The following is a 15,734-nucleotide window of genomic DNA, read 5'->3' as shown; positions in this document are numbered from 1 at the left end:
CCATCTATCCCGTACTGCTGCATCCATTTAAAATGCAGGTCGAGGGTTTCGTAATGATACGATGTATAGAGTTTGGAGGCGGAGCCGTCGTTCAGGTTACCAAGGTTAGTCTGGAACAGTTGCGCGGGGCCATATTCGCTCACATCGGGATATACCTCGAAGGAGATGTGGCCGGGAGAAGGTGCGCCGTTATTGGTGTTGAACTGTCCACCCGACCAATGCCGCCAGCGGGCAATGGGCGAACCGTCGCCATAAGCGTTGAACCATCCCTGGTAACCGCATATCACGCGGCCCTTTACGGCTTGCGCAATAGGCGCAACCTGCCCCATTACGCCGGCGAAGTACGCCAGCGCGGCGGTTAATAACAATAGTTTCTTTTTCATAAAAGGAATTAATTTTAGTCGTACATACCGGCCATCGCAGCGGTAGTACCCCATTCCTTATTGGGTTTGGGGCCCATCTCCAACTCTAATACGCCACCATTCAACAATTGCTGGTGGGTGAAGAACGGAGACTGAAGTGGCTGTCCGTTGAAACGAGCCCGCTGTATGTATTTATTTATAGTAGAACAATTTTTTGCGGTGACTTTAAACTGTTTGCCATTGGGCAAACTGATCTTCGATTCCTCGAACAGCGGACTGCCGATCGTATACACTGGTTTGCCCGGTGTAACAGGGTAAAAACCCAGGGACGAAAACACAACGAAGGCTGTCATACCACCACCATCTTCATCGCCGGGGATTCCGAAAATGTTATCCTTATACCAAACGTCCAGCAGGAAACGGATGCGCTTCTGCGTTTTCCACGGACTGCCGGTGAAGTTGTACAGATAAGGAATATGGAAGCTCGGCTCGTTGCCCATAGAGAACTGCCCAACGTTACCGGTGGCATCTGGCAACTTTGCCCAGAACTCGTACTTACTGCGCCCCAGCCCTTCACGGAACAACTGGTCAAGGTTTTCTTCCATTGGTTTGGACCCGCCCATCAGCAAACGCAAACCCGGAATGTCATGCTGCACCTGCCACTGGTAAGTATAACCATTGTTCTCATCATAGTAATCGCGTGCGCCCATACCACCATCGAACTTTGGATCTATGTCTACCCAGTTGCCTTTCGCATCTTTGGGCATAAACATCTTAAACTTCGGATCGTACAGGTTTTTATAGTTAAGCGCACGTTTCGCAAACCGGTCTGCATCCTCTTTTTTACCTAAAGCCAATGCCAGCTGACCGGTGGCCCAGTCGTCGTAACTGGCACCCAGGGTTACTGCTACAGCCTGACGTTTTTCCCAGCCATGCACCATCTTATCTGTTTCTTCCTCTCCTTTTGCCAGCGAAGGGAAATAACCGTTCTTGTAGTAGAAATCGTCCAATGGCCCTTTGGGACCGTTTTTCCAGGGAAGCATGGTGGCTTCATCTGCATTTTTCTTCGCTCCTTCGTAGGCTTTTTCCAGGTCGAAACGTTTCAGCCCTTTGTTATGCGCATCTAAAAAAGAAATGGTGGAATGGAAGCCGTTCATACACGCGTGATCGCCGTAAATAACCGGGAAGGTAGGCATCCAGCCGCTCTGCTCGTACATGTTTACATAGGAGTCGAGCATATCTTCTTCCTGTGTCGGATTTAAAATAGTTCTTAAAGGGTGATGCGCCAGGTAGGTATCCCAGCTCCAGTCGTCCACATAAAACGGCCTGTTGGTCTGGTGAATTTTACGATCGTAACCGCTGTAGTACTGGCCATCTTCAGTGATATCCACCATACGTTCGTAACAACGGTACAAAGCGGTATAAAAGCTGCGTTTCTGTGCTTCTGTAGCGCCTTTCACCTGTATCTGGTTAATCACTTTACCCCAGGCTGCTTCGCCCTTTTTAGCCAACGCATCAACTGTAATACCGCTGCCCAGTTCCTTTGTATAATTCTTCTTCGCCTGTTCTGCACTGATGAACGACACGGCATAACGGTACGCTATATCCGATGCGGTAAACGTCAGCACTGCCTTTCCTTTCTCTTTCGGTTGTATAGTCGGTTTGTTGTTAAACACACCGTACAGGAATATCTTCACATAACCGTGATAGGTAGTCACACCGGTTAATTCATTGCCGTTCAGTTGCCATTCGTTATTACCGCCATTGTAATCGCCCAGCAACAAGTGTTGCGGTTTGTTTTTTGGGAACGTGAATGTATAGATACCACTCTTCTCGCCTGGCGTAAAACCCACCGTAATATCATCATCTACTAAATACGTTTCGTACTTCCAGGGGCGCAGTACTTCCAGGTCGTGATCGTACGTTAAACGTTGCTGAAAACCGGCAGGCGTTACTTCTCCGGATATGGGTTTAAAAGAAAACGCTTCTCCCTGCCGGTGCGACACGACCAGTAAAGGAAAACTCGTGATCTGGTCGTCGATATAATTGGCTCGTACGGGGTACATACGCATTACCTGGTTGGGCAACTGCACTGTTGGGCGCGTAGGCTCCAACAGCTGGCCCACATTACCTATACGCGGATCAACATAAGATAAAAAACTTTGTGTTTGTGCAGGCTTTGCCTGTGCAATACTATCTGATACGGGGCAGTATAACAGTACTGCCATGCTCATCCACTTTAAACTAGTCCTAACCATATATATCTGTCGTTTTATTTTTTAAACTGCGTTCGGGTAATGTCGAGGTACAACTCGCCATAACTCTCTGCAGGCTCTATTTGCAGGTCTTCGTCCCATTTGTTGAACGCATCTATCAGTATCAGCCTGTTGTTACCGGCATTCATTTTCGCCACATTGCAGAGCTGCTTATACATTTCGCCATTGTCGGAACGGGTAATGTTGGGATTAAGGCTGGTTGGCGTTTGTATAAGATAGTTGTAAGCGGGAAATACGTTAGGCACATAATCCACCTTCAAACTGTCTGCAAAATACTTTTTGGAATACTTCCAGTTCTGGTCCATCATCTGCGGCAATAAATAAAACCTGTCGTAGCCATCGGGCCTGAAATTCTGGTGATAGATAGCGTCTACACAGCCCTTGTAACGGAAAACGTAACGGGCCGGGGGCGTCCACCTGTCCTGCATACCCACAATGTACAACTCAAATCCCAAAGCGGCTAACCGCTGGCGTAAAGTTGTATAAACGGCAGGATTGTTATTTGAGAACAGGTTCTGGGCGTTCTGAATATAGAGTAGCCTTTTACCGCTGTGCTGCATGTACTTCGGACTGGCGAACAGGTAGGCCACCCGTTCGAAATCTTTGTAAAACTGCTCCAGCTTTACGGCATCGTTCTCCAGCGGCGCGGTAGCGCTAAGCCCGTACGTGCCGCTCTGAAAATTGTAGGCCAGCGCAAAGTTGACAGGCTGCTCGCCTACCACGTCCAGGTAAGATTGTATAATGGCGGAGTCGCGGCGAAAGGCATTGTTGTCACGACTGGCGGAGCGGAATGAGAATACGAGGTAGTTCAATCCGGCCTTAGCGGCATATTCCAGGTGTTTATTCATGAGTGCAGGCGGCACTACACCGTTTACCATGGTGTATTTGCCGGCCAGCGGGTTCTCTTTAATGTTAGGATTAAACGTACCCACTTCATAGTAAAAGGCCCCGGTGGTATAACTCTCCGTAACCGGCACTTCGGGAATATCATAGTTCAGGAAATGATCTTCCGCTTTCGGACCTTCATCTTTACTACAGCCCGTGCTCAGGAACAGGGCAGCAATTATCAGGATATTTATCAGCTTCTTCATAAAATTAAAGTTTATAGGCCCTAACTAAAGTGTATTTCGCGCCGCTGGCTGCCAGTTGCTGCATATCGCTGCCGTACCATTTTTGAATAAAGGAAAAGTTGATGGCGGCCGGTACTTTATCCCAGTCTTTACGGGCGAGCGGTTGTAAAAATTTAAGGTTGATGTATGGATTCTTTTCATCGCCCCCCAGCTTTGCCACGGCTTCGTTATAGCCTGGTACGTTATAGTTGATTACCGTAGTAGGATACACCCAGCGGTTAGGCATATCGGCATACGTTTCTGTAATGAACTGGTTAGCCGGGTTGGTTAAAGGCGGTAAATCCAGCATACGTGTGCGCCGTATCAGACACCAGGCATCGAACCCGCCGTCAGGGAAGTAGTTGAGCCAGCGTTGTATCCATATCTTCTGCATATCATCCAAAGAAATGCCTGTACTCACAATACCCAGGTAGTTCAAAAAACCCGGGCTCGACGTACCGAACTTAATACCGTCCTGCGCCTTGTAAGCCACTGCTGCACTGCTAATGCCCCAGTTCGCGAAATTCGCGTCTATACCGGCGTTGTAATACTCTTCGGCCGTTTTAGAGCCGCCCAGTCCCAGCTTCGCTGCTTCGGCTTTCATGAACAACGTTTCTGCGTACGACAAATGAATGAAAGGTTTATCAGCTGCGAATACGATTGATTTCTTCGGATCGGAATAGGTGAGGATATTGAGCCCGCCTACAGGATCAGCGGTAATGCCCCAGCCGGGCAACAGGCGCGGCGCTTTGGGCATGCCGAAGTAAGGAATGGTGTAGGTTACAATGCGAAGCGAATCGTCGAGCTGACTGGGCAACGTATCTGTTACCAGGAAACGGTTGATCGTTGGCACGGTATCATAATAAGCCTGCAGGCGCGGATCTTTGTAAGCACGCAGGTAGGTAAATACAAAATCGCTCATCTTAGCCGCAATATCACTGGTATATACATTACGCACATAACGGATAAAGTACGGGCTCTGATTGCCATCGATGTTCTCATATGCCATTTTTGCGGTTTCATTTTCCTGGTTAATCAGTAATGCTTCATTCGCCATTACTTCCTGGATATGCGCATCGGCCACTGTATTTAAATTACGGCGACAACGTAAGGCTAGCTTCAGGCGCAGTGTATTGGCCAGCTTCTTCCATTTGGTAAGGTCACCGGCATATACACCATCGTAGGTCAGTTTATCTTTCGTTACATCAATACCATCGCCGGCTGCTTTTAAAGTACTAAGCAAATTGGTGTAAACGCTGTCTTCCTCGTCAAACATAATCGAACTGCTGCCTGCACTTTGCAGCGCATTCTTCATCGGGACAGGCCCGTAAGTTCCCACCAGTATTGAATACACATAACTACGCCAGATGCGCGCTATCTGTACACGATTTTCAAAACCAGGCTTATCGGCATACAAGGTTTCTATCTGTTTAAGATTGCCTAACAGTTCTACATAAGCTGTTTCCCAAAAACCGTCCTCACCCACACCATACCTCGAAGAGCCGCCACCAATACATAACAGGTGCGAGCCCGTCCAGTGATAGTTCATGTTCGCGGTAGCCAGCAAATCGCTGGTACGTTTGACCACGCCCTGCATAATGGCTTCGGGTGTGGCACTGGCAAACTGGTTGGGGTTGATGTTCGTATCTGTGAATGTTTTGGTACAGGCCGTAAAAGCCAATACCACCAGCAGTAAATAAATCAATTGTTTCATAACGCGCTTTTAGAAATTGAATTTGATGTCTACACCATACGTCGCATAAGGAAACGATCCGCCCTGCTCAATACCCTGTCCATTACCGGTAGTACTGGCGCTTTCGGGATCAATACCGCGGGGTGTATTTTTGAAGATGGTAAACAGGTTGCGGCCTACCAGTGCTACTCTTGCACCACGGATAAATTTGTTACCGAGCATTTTATGGGTCATGTTATAACCTAACACTAGTTCGCTCAAACGTACATTGGTGGCATCAAACAGGTTGTTGCCCATATCGAAGTCCATGTTTTGCCAGTAAGCCTGCGGTGATTGCCAGAAAGCGTTAGGCGTACCGGGCATGTAACGGCCATCTTTATCGAGGATGGGTTTACCCGCCGCATCCACCCTTGGATTGTACCCGGGATACAAAATGCCTTTTGCCCGTTGCTGGTCCATGTATACACTGCCGTACAGGCCTTTACCGGCCTGCTCGTCCGTATTCTCCCCCAACACTACAGAGCTGAACACGAATTCATCCCTCCCCCGTAAACTCGCAATGGTATTGCCGGTAACGTTGGCTTTATGGTTAGATACGGAATAGATATCACCACCCCATTTCACCGTCATTAAAAACGACAGGTCAAATCCTTTGTAACGGAACGTGGAACCGAAAGAGCCGATCCAGTCGGGCCGGAAGTTGCCGAGGTAACTGTTCTGCTCATAATAAGGCCTGCCATTCGCGGGATTGATAATAAGTGTGTCGTGCGCATAATACGCTGCATTACCACGTAACACGCCGTAAGGCTTGCCTACTTCTGCATTGGAGGTCATCTGCCACCATGCCCCTAACACGTAACGCTGCACACCCGGCGTAAGCGACTCCACATTGTTTTTGTTAGTCGACCAGTTAATCAACGCATCCCAGGTAAAGTGCTTCGTTTTAACCGGCGTTGCTTTCAGCGATAGCTCTATGCCCTTATTAGATATCTCGCCTGCATTCACTATTTGTTCGGTAAACCCGTTCTCCCTGGCTACCTGCGCACGAATGATCTGATCTACAGTATTAGATTTATAAAATGATGCGCTTAAACCAATACGGTCTTTCAGGAAACTCAAGTCCATACCCACTTCCCGCGATGTTGTCTGTTCTGGTTTAAGGCTCGCGCTCTTTAGCAGGTTTTCATAATCCAGCCAGGGGTTACCGAGGAACAATCCACCGTAACTAAACATGGATTGCAGTGAATAAGCGCCTGCATCGTTACCCACCCGCGCCCAGGAGGCTCGCAGTTTACCATAGTTGATGACATGACTGATGTTGGACAGATAACGCGTAAACACGAAACTGCCGTTCACGGATGGATAGAAGAACGAACGGTTGTTTTCGGGCAGCGTAGAGGACCAGTCATTACGCCCGGTAACATCCAAAAACAGGAAGTCTTTATACCCCACCGTTGCCGATCCAAATACAGAATGCACTTTGTTCCGGCCCAGGTTCTCGAACGCCTGCGGATACGCATTACTATTGGCAATGCTCGGCATATCGTGGTTCAGCAAGGACGATACACCCGCCTGCCTGAAAATAGATTTAGCGGTTAACAGGTTGGCTCCCAGATTCGCATTGACCGTAAAATCTTTGCCTACTTTCTTATTATACATGAACAGGCCTTCGAGGTTCCAGTTCTGGTTCTGCTGACTGAACTGGGAATAAGAACCGGTCTTGTTCATCCTCGCTCCCGGTTCCCTGTACTGGTAGCCGTTCCCGAACATCAGGTCGCCAGATATCTGCCCGCGGAATTTAAGTCCGGGCAACAGGTCAACGGTGGCGGTCGTACCACCGATCAGCCGGTGTTTCAGGTCTTCGTTCTCGTTCTCATAAATCGACCAATATGGATTTTCATATCCATCGCCCTGTGAGCCATAGGCGAAGGCATTGCCATTCGCATCACGCCAGGGTTGAAGGGCGCTTTCGTCTATACTGCGCACCATGAAAATGTAAGCGTTCATCGGACTTTGAGCGTCCATATTACGGTAGGTACGGTTACGTACTTTATCGAGCGTGTACAGTACGCGTGTATCCACACTTACCTTTTTGCCTAACCTGCGGTTAGAGGTAAGGTTAAGATTATGTTTGTTGCGCACGTTCTGATTATCGAGTATATCATTACCATTCGTATAGGTATAAGATAACCGGAAGGCCGAGTTCTCATCGCTTTTACCGGCCGATACATTGGTAATGCTGGTTAAACTGGTTTGATACAGGTCGCGGATATTGTTCGGCTGCGGCAGATAACCATGCGGTTTACCATCGTAACCGTTGTACGGCTGCCCCAGCATAGGCATACCCCAACTACGGGTGCTGGTGCCCATATTAATAGCATTGGTACCGGGCACGATGCTGTTCACGTTCTGCACCTGTCGCATGGCATTGCCTTCTCCGTACACGTTTTGATATTCGGGGTACTGCGAAATGCCGTACCACATCAGGTTTTGGTTTACGCTCACGCCCAAAGAACCATCGGCATTGCTTTTCCCTTTTTTTGTAGTTACGAGAATAGCTCCATTTGCTGCTTTGGAACCATACAGTGCCGCCGCATTCGGTCCCTTCAGCACTTCGATGGAAGCAATATCATCGGGATTGAGATCGGCTGCACCATTACCGTAGTCGAGGTTGTCGCCGCGGCCATCGCCCATGGAGTTATCGATTGGCACGCCATCCACTACCCAGAGCGGCTGGTTATTACCGGTGATAGAATTATCGCCCCGCAGTACGATACGTACTGAACCGGTGGGCTGACCAGTAGTTGTTACCTGTATACCCGAAACTTTACCCGCCAGCGCGCTGGCAATGTTTACATCGCGGGCTTCGGTAAGGCGATCAGGGTCTACCGACTGACTCGAATAGCCGATCGATTTGTTAGAGCGGGCCAACCCTAAGGCCGACGTAACCACCACATCATTCAGTTTTACTGCGCTGCGTTGCAGCTGGAAGTTGAGCGTTGTTTGTCCGTTCACCGGTAGTTCCTTCGAACTGTAACCGGTATAATTAACAATGAGCACACTCTTTTGCCCGTCGGGCACGGTGATGGAAAAGGTACCATCTTCGCCGGTAATGACCCCGGTAGCGGCGCCTTTTACCATGACGGTAGCACCGGGCAGGCCGATGTTCGTTTCTTCAGTCACCTTTCCTTTTACCTGCAATTTTTGCGCTAAGGCGGAAGTACCGCTTAACAGCAGGAGCAAAAAGGTAATGGGGAGGGATAAAGTGATAGGCTTGTGAGGGCCGTACTGCTGTTTCATACGTGGAGGTATTTCGTGGAAAATATGAATGCAAAGTAAGCGGGGCAGGCTTAACGAGGGGATTAACAGGGGGATTAACAGGCGAATTAATTGACTGGTTTTTATAGAATTATCCAAAAAAAGGGACTTCCGCCCCCCTTTTCTTAAATGTAAATTCAACGCTTACCCGTTAATGATGTCATTATAACTTTCCGGGAAATCTTCGGCATACAGGTGTTTGTATTCCCGTGCAAATTTCTCGTAGGTGTTTTTGGCGAGGGAGTGACGGCCGAGCGCGATCAGGTTTTTACACTTCAGGCGAAGCGCCTGTTCATTTACCTGGTCGAATATAAACAGGCTGTTGGCAATCTCGATCAGCAGTTCCGCGTCTTTGGGAGAAGTAAGCAGACTGCCTGCATGCACCAAAACGTCCATTGCCTTGCCGGAAACGTCCGACTTAATATCGTCGAGCCAGTTGTATTCGGTTTGGTGTAAAAAGGGGCCCTTCTTTAAAAGCTGGGTGAGCCGGATGATCTTTACCCGGTCCATAGTCTGGCGGTTTTCGAGCAACTGGGTAAAGTCGGCCAGGTCTACCGTGGTCTCTGTTTTTTCATAATGGAACATCCACTTATCCCCTTCTTTCTTAAATCCACAGTTGCCCAGTTTCTCCAAAATGGCTTTCAGTTTGGCCATATTTACGGAGCGGTTGTTCTTTGCCGCCTTATCCGGCATACCTGTCCATAATATATCGTTCATCTGCTCCACCGAAATACCATGTCGCTCGCGGAAGGTGTAAATGGTGATGAGCAGGAACATCTCTTTTAATAGTGGTGTGAACAGGCGGGTAACGTCCTGCCCTTCGGCGTCGGTAACGGTGAAGTTGCCGAACAGGTTAATCGCAGCAAGTTGTGGCACCTCTACATCTTCCGTAACTACCGGCGCTGGCATTTCCGGTAAGGGGGTGAGTGGATGGGCTACTGCTGCAGGCGGCACTTTCTTCTTAGGCCTGCGCCATATATACACCGCCAACACGCACGCTGCCGCTAACAAGCCACCCATCAGCAAAAAAACGAGGCCTTTATTACCTTCGGCTACTACTACTTCCTGTTCGTTTGGCGGAAAGGCAATGGTATATAACTTCACGGTGGAGGTGCCATTGATCTCAGCCAACTGTGTTACCGCCAGCAACTGCCTGCTGGCTTTGCAATAAAACAGGTCGGCGTACGAGCGGGTATCCTGGAAGGAATAAGGAATGGTATCGCCCACCAATATATAACCGGGCTTTAACAGCGACCCTTTGATCAGTTGCAGCCTCGAATCGAAACGATCATTAGGAAAAGTGAGGGCATAATAATTATCACCCTCGGGAATTAAAGCATTAGCGAACAGGAAGTGTTCTTTGGGCGCGGGCAGTGTATATATCTTTTTAAAAGATTGCTGCTGCACATCAAACAACAGCAGGTCGTACAGGTATTTGGGATTCACGATCTGGTCGCCGCTGTTGCTGCCGTAACCACCTATAATGTAAGCTGAATCGCCACCCGTCGTGGTACCCAGTGCTGCGAGGTAACGTGGCGTAAATAAATCGCCGGTTACCTTTACATCCGACCATTCATGTTTAGCGAAATCATATTTGCGCACCTGGTTTTTATACTTAAGCTGTCCGTACCCGCCAAGCGTATACAATACGCCCGAACGCTCATGATAAAACTTATTCTGGTGCCAGTATTCAGTAACATCCGCAGAGTCGGCCGGTTGCCGCCAGCGGTGTTGAGCAGTATCGAAGGAAGTGATACTTCGCGTATCGGTAAACAGGTTGTACAACTGTTTTTGGGCGGGATGATAAAATGAGATATTGCCTTTAATCAGGTGATGCGAAGCGGCTAACTGCGGCAGGGCGGTTTTGAGGGTGTTGCGTACGGCATAACGATGTACGGAATCGCTGGCCACTATGTACAGCATTTCCTGATCCGCATCAAAAGCCACACTGCTAAGTCCATTCACATTGTAGGTACCCGCAAGTTGCCAGTGCAAGTGCAAAAACTTCACCCAGGTGGGATTGGTGACCGAGCCTTTCGCGCCTTTAATACTATCCACACAAACATTACCCTCCGATTCGCCCAGTGGCCAGAAGTGTTTCAGCTTCCCATCTTCCCGCAAACCAATATTACGCAACTCCATAGGCGGCAGATCGGTAGAGCGGAACGATTGCAGATTGCAGGCGCCGAACACCACCTGGAAACAGTTATCACCGATCTTCGCCACCGTTTTATTGATCAACTTTTCATCTACCCAAAAACTTAACTCACCTTCATTATATCGCAGCCGGAACTTGTTCCACCGCCGCTCCAGCGTTTCTTTTGGAATAGAGAAGCGGATATTGGTGCGCGCATCGCCCACAATAAGGTTAAACCCATCCGCACTATACACAAGGTCTATATTCTCGCCTTTATTATTGATCAGTCTGAAGATGTAACCGAAATACGTAAGCCGGTCGGGCAAAAAGGATAATTCGAAGGAAAGGTCCATTTCGCCAAAAACGCATACGGGCGAACCAGCGCCTAAGTCCAGCGATGTTCTTTTTTCCTGTACAGCCTCAAATGAAGAAAAGATTAATCCGTGCGACTGAGCAGTCACCGCTGCCGGGCAAAGCAAAAGCAGGAGAATACGAGCAATATATAAAGCGTTCCTCAACTCGATTTTCATAACTGGAAGGCGTAAAACCAGGTGGTTTTAATTAGTTCTGGTTGCTAAAATGATAAATTATAAGCATCGAAAGATAAATATTTTTCGGTTAGCCAGCACAAAATCACAAAGCGGGATCACAACACTTATTCATATAACTCCTGGCAGTTGGTGCAGAAAAAGCTCCTGCGTTTGTTTTTACCGGTGTATTTCTTCACGAACGGAATATCGCAGCGGGGACAAATCTTCTTCGTATGCGCCTGCCAGTGTTTCTTTAACGTGTTCTCCTTTTTCCAGTGCAGGAACTCAAAGCTGTACTTTACCACTTCGGTGAGTAATGCCGTAATTTTTTTAGGGGGGATAGCGCTCACCAGGCTTTCGGGCTGTATGCGGCTGCGGAACAGTACTTCATTTTTGATGATATTACCGCTGCCGGCGAATATATTTTGGTCGAGCAACACATCGCAGATCATCCTGTCGCCCTCTTGTTTTAGTTTAGCCCTGGCTTTGCGGCGGTCCCAGGCCTGGTTCATTACATCAGCGCTCCAGTCGTACACTTCGCTGAGCGGCTCGTCAATTATCTTTACCAGGCAGGCGTAAAAAAACAATTCCCCTTTTGCGAACGTAAGTCCGAGCCGTACACGCGGTTTGGTTTGTTCGTTGATACTATAAGAGCCGAACAACATCAGGTGTATACGAACGGTGAATTGCTTAAAACATATCAAAAGGTGTTTGCCCCAGGTTTTAAACGCGATGATTTTCTGTCCGGCCAGGCGTTCTAAGTCTATAGGTGCATCGCCGCTTACTTCCAGCACCTTTTTACCTGCAAAAGGGGCCGCCAGTTCTTTGAGGATAACAATCGAAGGTCCTTCGGGCATACCATGTAGTTTACATGGAAGGGTACAAATTGCGGGCCGGTGTAAATAAGAATGGGCCACGCACATTGCGCAGCCCGTTTTCATATGGTTTGTTGGTTAAAGCTCCTTATTTGATATCCACCGGAATAAAGATCAGTGGTGTGGGCAGGCAGGAAGCGCCCGGAGGCGAATAAGTCATCCTGATCGTTTGCTCTTCACCATTGGCCGCTGGTGGAAATACCTGCACCAGTATCGCTTCCGGTGCTGCTTTGGTCACCAGGCGGTCGCTCGGCAGTTGGATAATGCCTTCATTGAATTTGCCTTTGCTCACCACCATCGTATTAGCCATACCGCCGCACCATTGACTGTTGCCGCTGCGGGCGTTCCAGGTTACCAGTGCGAGACCTTTACCGTCGGTGCTTTTCCACTTAAATTCAATATTATACATCACCCCGTAGTTACCGGCCAGTTCTGCCACACCTTCGCTGATAGCCGATTTACCTGTTACCCATGGATCGATATTGCCATCGGCCACAATGATCTCTTTCACCCCTTCTTTGGTATCGTATGTTTCTTTATTAAGGATGCGGTAATTGCTTACGCCAAACACCCCACGCCCGGCACCACTCTGACTTTTGCTGGGCAGTACCGTTTTAATACGTGCATAGGCTTTAGGGCCGCTGGTATTTACATCCGTTTGCAATACACTGATCTCACCTGGCTGGTCGATCACGAACTCATAAAAACCATGCACCAGTTCGTCGTACTTCACGATCGCCTTTTCGAATTTATCATCAATGGCCACTACTTCGCCCGGCTTAATGCTACGGATTACGTTAGATGGTTTAGATGCAAAGAAATCGGCAAGGCCTTGTTTACCACAGAGGTAATAATTGGTACTGGGTTTCTGTGAGGAGTAACGCAACATACGCAGGTGCATGACGCCGGTGCCGGTATTTTTAATTACCGAAGTGATGCGGCGGTCGATCTTCGCGGGTTCTTTTATCCCGTTCACGTTATATACGTATAACCGAACAGCACCCGGCTGCACCGCTTCCTGCAGCGCTATCGCTTCCGGCACCCGGATGTATTCCGGATCGTCGGATATTACGTGCTGCGGGCCCGCCATCGGTACTTTGTGATAATCGATGTTCGGGATCTTTTCTGTTAAAAATCCGGGCAGTTCTACAATCGTTCCCTGCTTAGCAGCGAGCAGCGCATTCACCTGTTCGGGCTTCAGCACCTGCGACTGTGCATTTGCAGTGGTTACTACCAGCGTACAGGCCAGCAGCGACAGCTTCCATTTTGGTTGTTTCATATGTTTTTGACGCGTTTTTAGGCAAAGACGTGGATGCCAGTTCATTAATTACAACAGCATCAAACTTAATAATATTTTTTATTAATTATTGAATTGTTTTAAAAATATTTATTGAACTATGACCAAATGCCCTTATTTCATTAACATGCTAATTGGATTTTTAAGCAGAGAAACCGACGAAACAATATTTATTCTCCAATAAAGCACCGCTTACACCCTAGTCCTAACTAGCCGCTAACCTCCGCATGGCCTTCATCACCCTTTCCCCTATATTTGCATCTAACCTCAGCCATAACGCTCCGATGTTCATAAGACCTGCCACATTAAACGATATACCTGCCCTTCACGAAGTAAGGATGTCTGTAAACGAAAACAAACTGAATAATCCTGCGCTCGTTACCGAAAAACATTACATATACTACCTGCAAACTGCGGGCAAGGGATGGCTGTATGAGATAGACGGGAAAGTAGTAGGCTTTGCGATCGTGTCCGTTCCGGAAACCAACGTATGGGCACTTTTTCTGCACCCCGATTATGAAGGCAAGGGTATTGGCAGAAGCCTGCAGGCAGAAATGTTGAACTGGTACTTTTCTGAAACCGAGCAGCCTGTGTGGCTCAGCACCGCCCCCGAAAGCCGCGCTGCTACTTTTTACAGAAAAACGGGATGGCGCGAAACAGGCCTGATGGATAATGGGGAACTGGGGTTTGAAATGAGTAAAGAGGATTGGGAAAACAGAACTTAAGCCATCTTCTTTTCCGCGGCGCTGGCCGCTATTAACTGATCAAGGCGCTTCTGCCGCGTAATATCCTGCTTAGCGCTCATCACCCAATACGTTAACGTGCGTTTGTAGGACGCCGATTGCGCATCGAAGAACTTCCAGGCACCCTTGCTGGCTTTAAATTGCTTTTTAAGCGCAGCACTAAAGGCCACTTCGTCCTGCTCATGCGAATACACCGCAGACCGTTCCGCTGTCCGCAATGCAAAAGCTGCTTCACCGGCCGGCTTTAATTTACCGGCCTTCTTCAGCTCCTCCATCTTCTTAATATTGATCGCGCTCCAAATGCTGCCGGGCCGCCGCGGGGTAAACCGTATCGTATAACGCTCCTCATCCATCGACTTCCTCACCCCATCAATCCAGCCATAACACAGGGCTTCGTCCACCGACTCCGACCAGGTGATACTGGGTTTACCACTGCTGGTTTTATAAAAAACCACCAGCAACTCCGTGGCTTTCGTATGATGTTTATCCAGCCACTTCCTGAATTCGGCGGGTTGGGTGAAAAATACCGGTTCCATCTGACTGATGTTTTGATAGTGGACCAAATTTAGGCTAAGCCACTCATCTCCCAAATAAAAAACTAACCTTCTGCCCTGCTAACTGAAACGCTTAACAGGAAGAGCTTTTGACCCAATTGCTGGAGAATCAGCAGGATAGCGTTACCAGCAATCCATTATTATTTTCAAACATTTATTGCTGTTAATAGTATTAATTTTTATCTTTATATGAATTTAAGAGTTAACATATCCAGGTACCTATCCTATGAGGCCGTTCGCATTAGCTACAATGATAGCTATTCTTCTATTTGTTGTTTTACCCGCAAGCGGGCAGAATAATGCTGCGCCTCCCGCCCCCAAAACCAAACCAGAGGATTTTGTGATGAAAAGCGGATCAATACTTGGCTTCCGGCAAATTAATCTGAGCATGGGAGAAGTAGGGTTCGAGGTGTTGGTAAGCTGCGCCGATAAATCGGGTGCAGGTAAACTCGAGTTCAGGCTTGATCATGCAAAGGGTAAAAAAATAGGTACCCTGGAAATTCCCTATACCGCCGACACCGTGTATTCGGCCAAGTTAGTTGGTCACCTGCCCCATGCTATGGGGGTACACGACCTCTATCTTATCGCAAAAGGAGGCAGTGAGTTCAGCATCAGTGCGTTCGGATTCATTCAGAATTACTGGTACAAATAGAAAGATATCCACATAATTTGCTTTACAGCATATTTATACACATTGATAAATTTAACACCGCATAAATAATTTATATATCTATCTTAGCTTCCGTACAAGATATGGTACAACGGACATTATTAGCGACAAAAGAATTTATAATAGCAAATAGAAGTTCAGATGTAATAAGCCAGTGGTTCCCCACTGGC

Annotated in this window: 10 protein-coding genes and 1 pseudogene; 2 read left to right on the top strand and 9 right to left on the bottom strand. The window is 48.1% G+C overall.

Going from position 1 to position 15,734, the window contains the following annotated elements:
• The 8 genes and pseudogenes from QZT80_RS01475 to QZT80_RS01440 all read right to left on the bottom strand — a co-directional run.
• Positions 1–383, bottom strand: a pseudogene (locus QZT80_RS01475) (xylosidase); the annotation flags it as partial.
• Between the two features lie 14 nt (positions 384–397).
• Positions 398–2,590, bottom strand: a complete 2,193-nt coding sequence (locus QZT80_RS01470; protein ID WP_295116894.1) for a GH92 family glycosyl hydrolase — start codon at positions 2,588–2,590, stop codon at positions 398–400.
• Positions 2,591–2,634: 44 nt separating this feature from the next.
• A complete protein-coding gene (locus tag QZT80_RS01465) occupies positions 2,635–3,729 on the bottom strand; it encodes a glycoside hydrolase family 99-like domain-containing protein (protein WP_295116892.1) in 1,095 nt (364 codons plus the stop codon).
• 4 nt (positions 3,730–3,733) lie between these two features.
• Positions 3,734–5,461, bottom strand: coding sequence for a SusD/RagB family nutrient-binding outer membrane lipoprotein (locus QZT80_RS01460; RefSeq protein ID WP_295116891.1), 1,728 nt, complete (start codon positions 5,459–5,461; stop codon positions 3,734–3,736).
• A 9-nt stretch (positions 5,462–5,470) separates the two neighbouring features.
• On the bottom strand, positions 5,471–8,740 hold the full coding sequence (locus QZT80_RS01455) for a SusC/RagA family TonB-linked outer membrane protein (RefSeq protein ID WP_295116889.1): 3,270 nt from the start codon (positions 8,738–8,740) through the stop codon (positions 5,471–5,473).
• 162 nt (positions 8,741–8,902) lie between these two features.
• Positions 8,903–11,425, bottom strand: coding sequence for a kelch repeat-containing protein (locus QZT80_RS01450; protein ID WP_295116887.1), 2,523 nt, complete (start codon positions 11,423–11,425; stop codon positions 8,903–8,905).
• A 125-nt stretch (positions 11,426–11,550) separates the two neighbouring features.
• Entirely contained in the window at positions 11,551–12,282 is a 732-nt protein-coding gene (locus QZT80_RS01445) for a DNA-formamidopyrimidine glycosylase family protein (RefSeq protein WP_295116885.1), read from the bottom strand.
• Positions 12,283–12,388: 106 nt separating this feature from the next.
• Complete coding sequence (locus tag QZT80_RS01440) at positions 12,389–13,579, bottom strand: copper amine oxidase (protein ID WP_295116883.1); 1,191 nt, start codon at positions 13,577–13,579, stop codon at positions 12,389–12,391.
• A 302-nt stretch (positions 13,580–13,881) separates the two neighbouring features.
• Here QZT80_RS01440 and QZT80_RS01435 point away from each other — a divergent pair, with 302 nt between their 5' ends.
• Complete coding sequence (locus tag QZT80_RS01435) at positions 13,882–14,322, top strand: GNAT family N-acetyltransferase (protein WP_295116881.1); 441 nt, start codon at positions 13,882–13,884, stop codon at positions 14,320–14,322.
• Here QZT80_RS01435 and QZT80_RS01430 read toward each other — a convergent pair.
• The gene (locus tag QZT80_RS01430) at positions 14,319–14,876 is read right to left on the bottom strand and encodes a YdeI family protein (protein WP_295116879.1); all 558 of its coding nucleotides are present in this window, start codon (positions 14,874–14,876) and stop codon (positions 14,319–14,321) included. The genes QZT80_RS01435 and QZT80_RS01430 overlap by 4 nt on opposite strands.
• Positions 14,877–15,120: 244 nt before the next feature.
• Here QZT80_RS01430 and QZT80_RS01425 point away from each other — a divergent pair, with 244 nt between their 5' ends.
• Positions 15,121–15,546, top strand: a complete 426-nt coding sequence (locus QZT80_RS01425) for a carbohydrate-binding protein (RefSeq protein ID WP_367112845.1) — start codon at positions 15,121–15,123, stop codon at positions 15,544–15,546.
• Positions 15,547–15,734 lie beyond the last annotated feature (188 nt).

Source organism: uncultured Chitinophaga sp., from assembly GCF_902168175.1.
Taxonomy (GTDB): Bacteria; Bacteroidota; Bacteroidia; order Chitinophagales; family Chitinophagaceae; genus Chitinophaga.
This window is presented reverse-complemented; position numbering and strand designations above follow the sequence as displayed.

Bases quoted from the DNA above. Each gene is read 5' to 3' on its own strand.
- QZT80_RS01470 (WP_295116894.1), bottom strand. From the start codon at position 2,590: ATGGCAGTACTGTTATACTGCCCCGTATCAGATAGTATTGCACAGGCA.
- QZT80_RS01465 (WP_295116892.1), bottom strand. From the start codon at position 3,729: ATGAAGAAGCTGATAAATATCCTGATAATTGCTGCCCTGTTCCTGAGC.
- QZT80_RS01460 (WP_295116891.1), bottom strand. From the start codon at position 5,461: ATGAAACAATTGATTTATTTACTGCTGGTGGTATTGGCTTTTACGGCC.
- QZT80_RS01455 (WP_295116889.1), bottom strand. From the start codon at position 8,740: ATGAAACAGCAGTACGGCCCTCACAAGCCTATCACTTTATCCCTCCCC.
- QZT80_RS01450 (WP_295116887.1), bottom strand. From the start codon at position 11,425: ATGAAAATCGAGTTGAGGAACGCTTTATATATTGCTCGTATTCTCCTG.
- QZT80_RS01445 (WP_295116885.1), bottom strand. From the start codon at position 12,282: ATGCCCGAAGGACCTTCGATTGTTATCCTCAAAGAACTGGCGGCCCCT.
- QZT80_RS01440 (WP_295116883.1), bottom strand. From the start codon at position 13,579: ATGAAACAACCAAAATGGAAGCTGTCGCTGCTGGCCTGTACGCTGGTA.
- QZT80_RS01435 (WP_295116881.1), top strand. From the start codon at position 13,882: ATGTTCATAAGACCTGCCACATTAAACGATATACCTGCCCTTCACGAA.
- QZT80_RS01430 (WP_295116879.1), bottom strand. From the start codon at position 14,876: ATGGAACCGGTATTTTTCACCCAACCCGCCGAATTCAGGAAGTGGCTG.
- QZT80_RS01425 (WP_367112845.1), top strand. From the start codon at position 15,121: ATGAGGCCGTTCGCATTAGCTACAATGATAGCTATTCTTCTATTTGTT.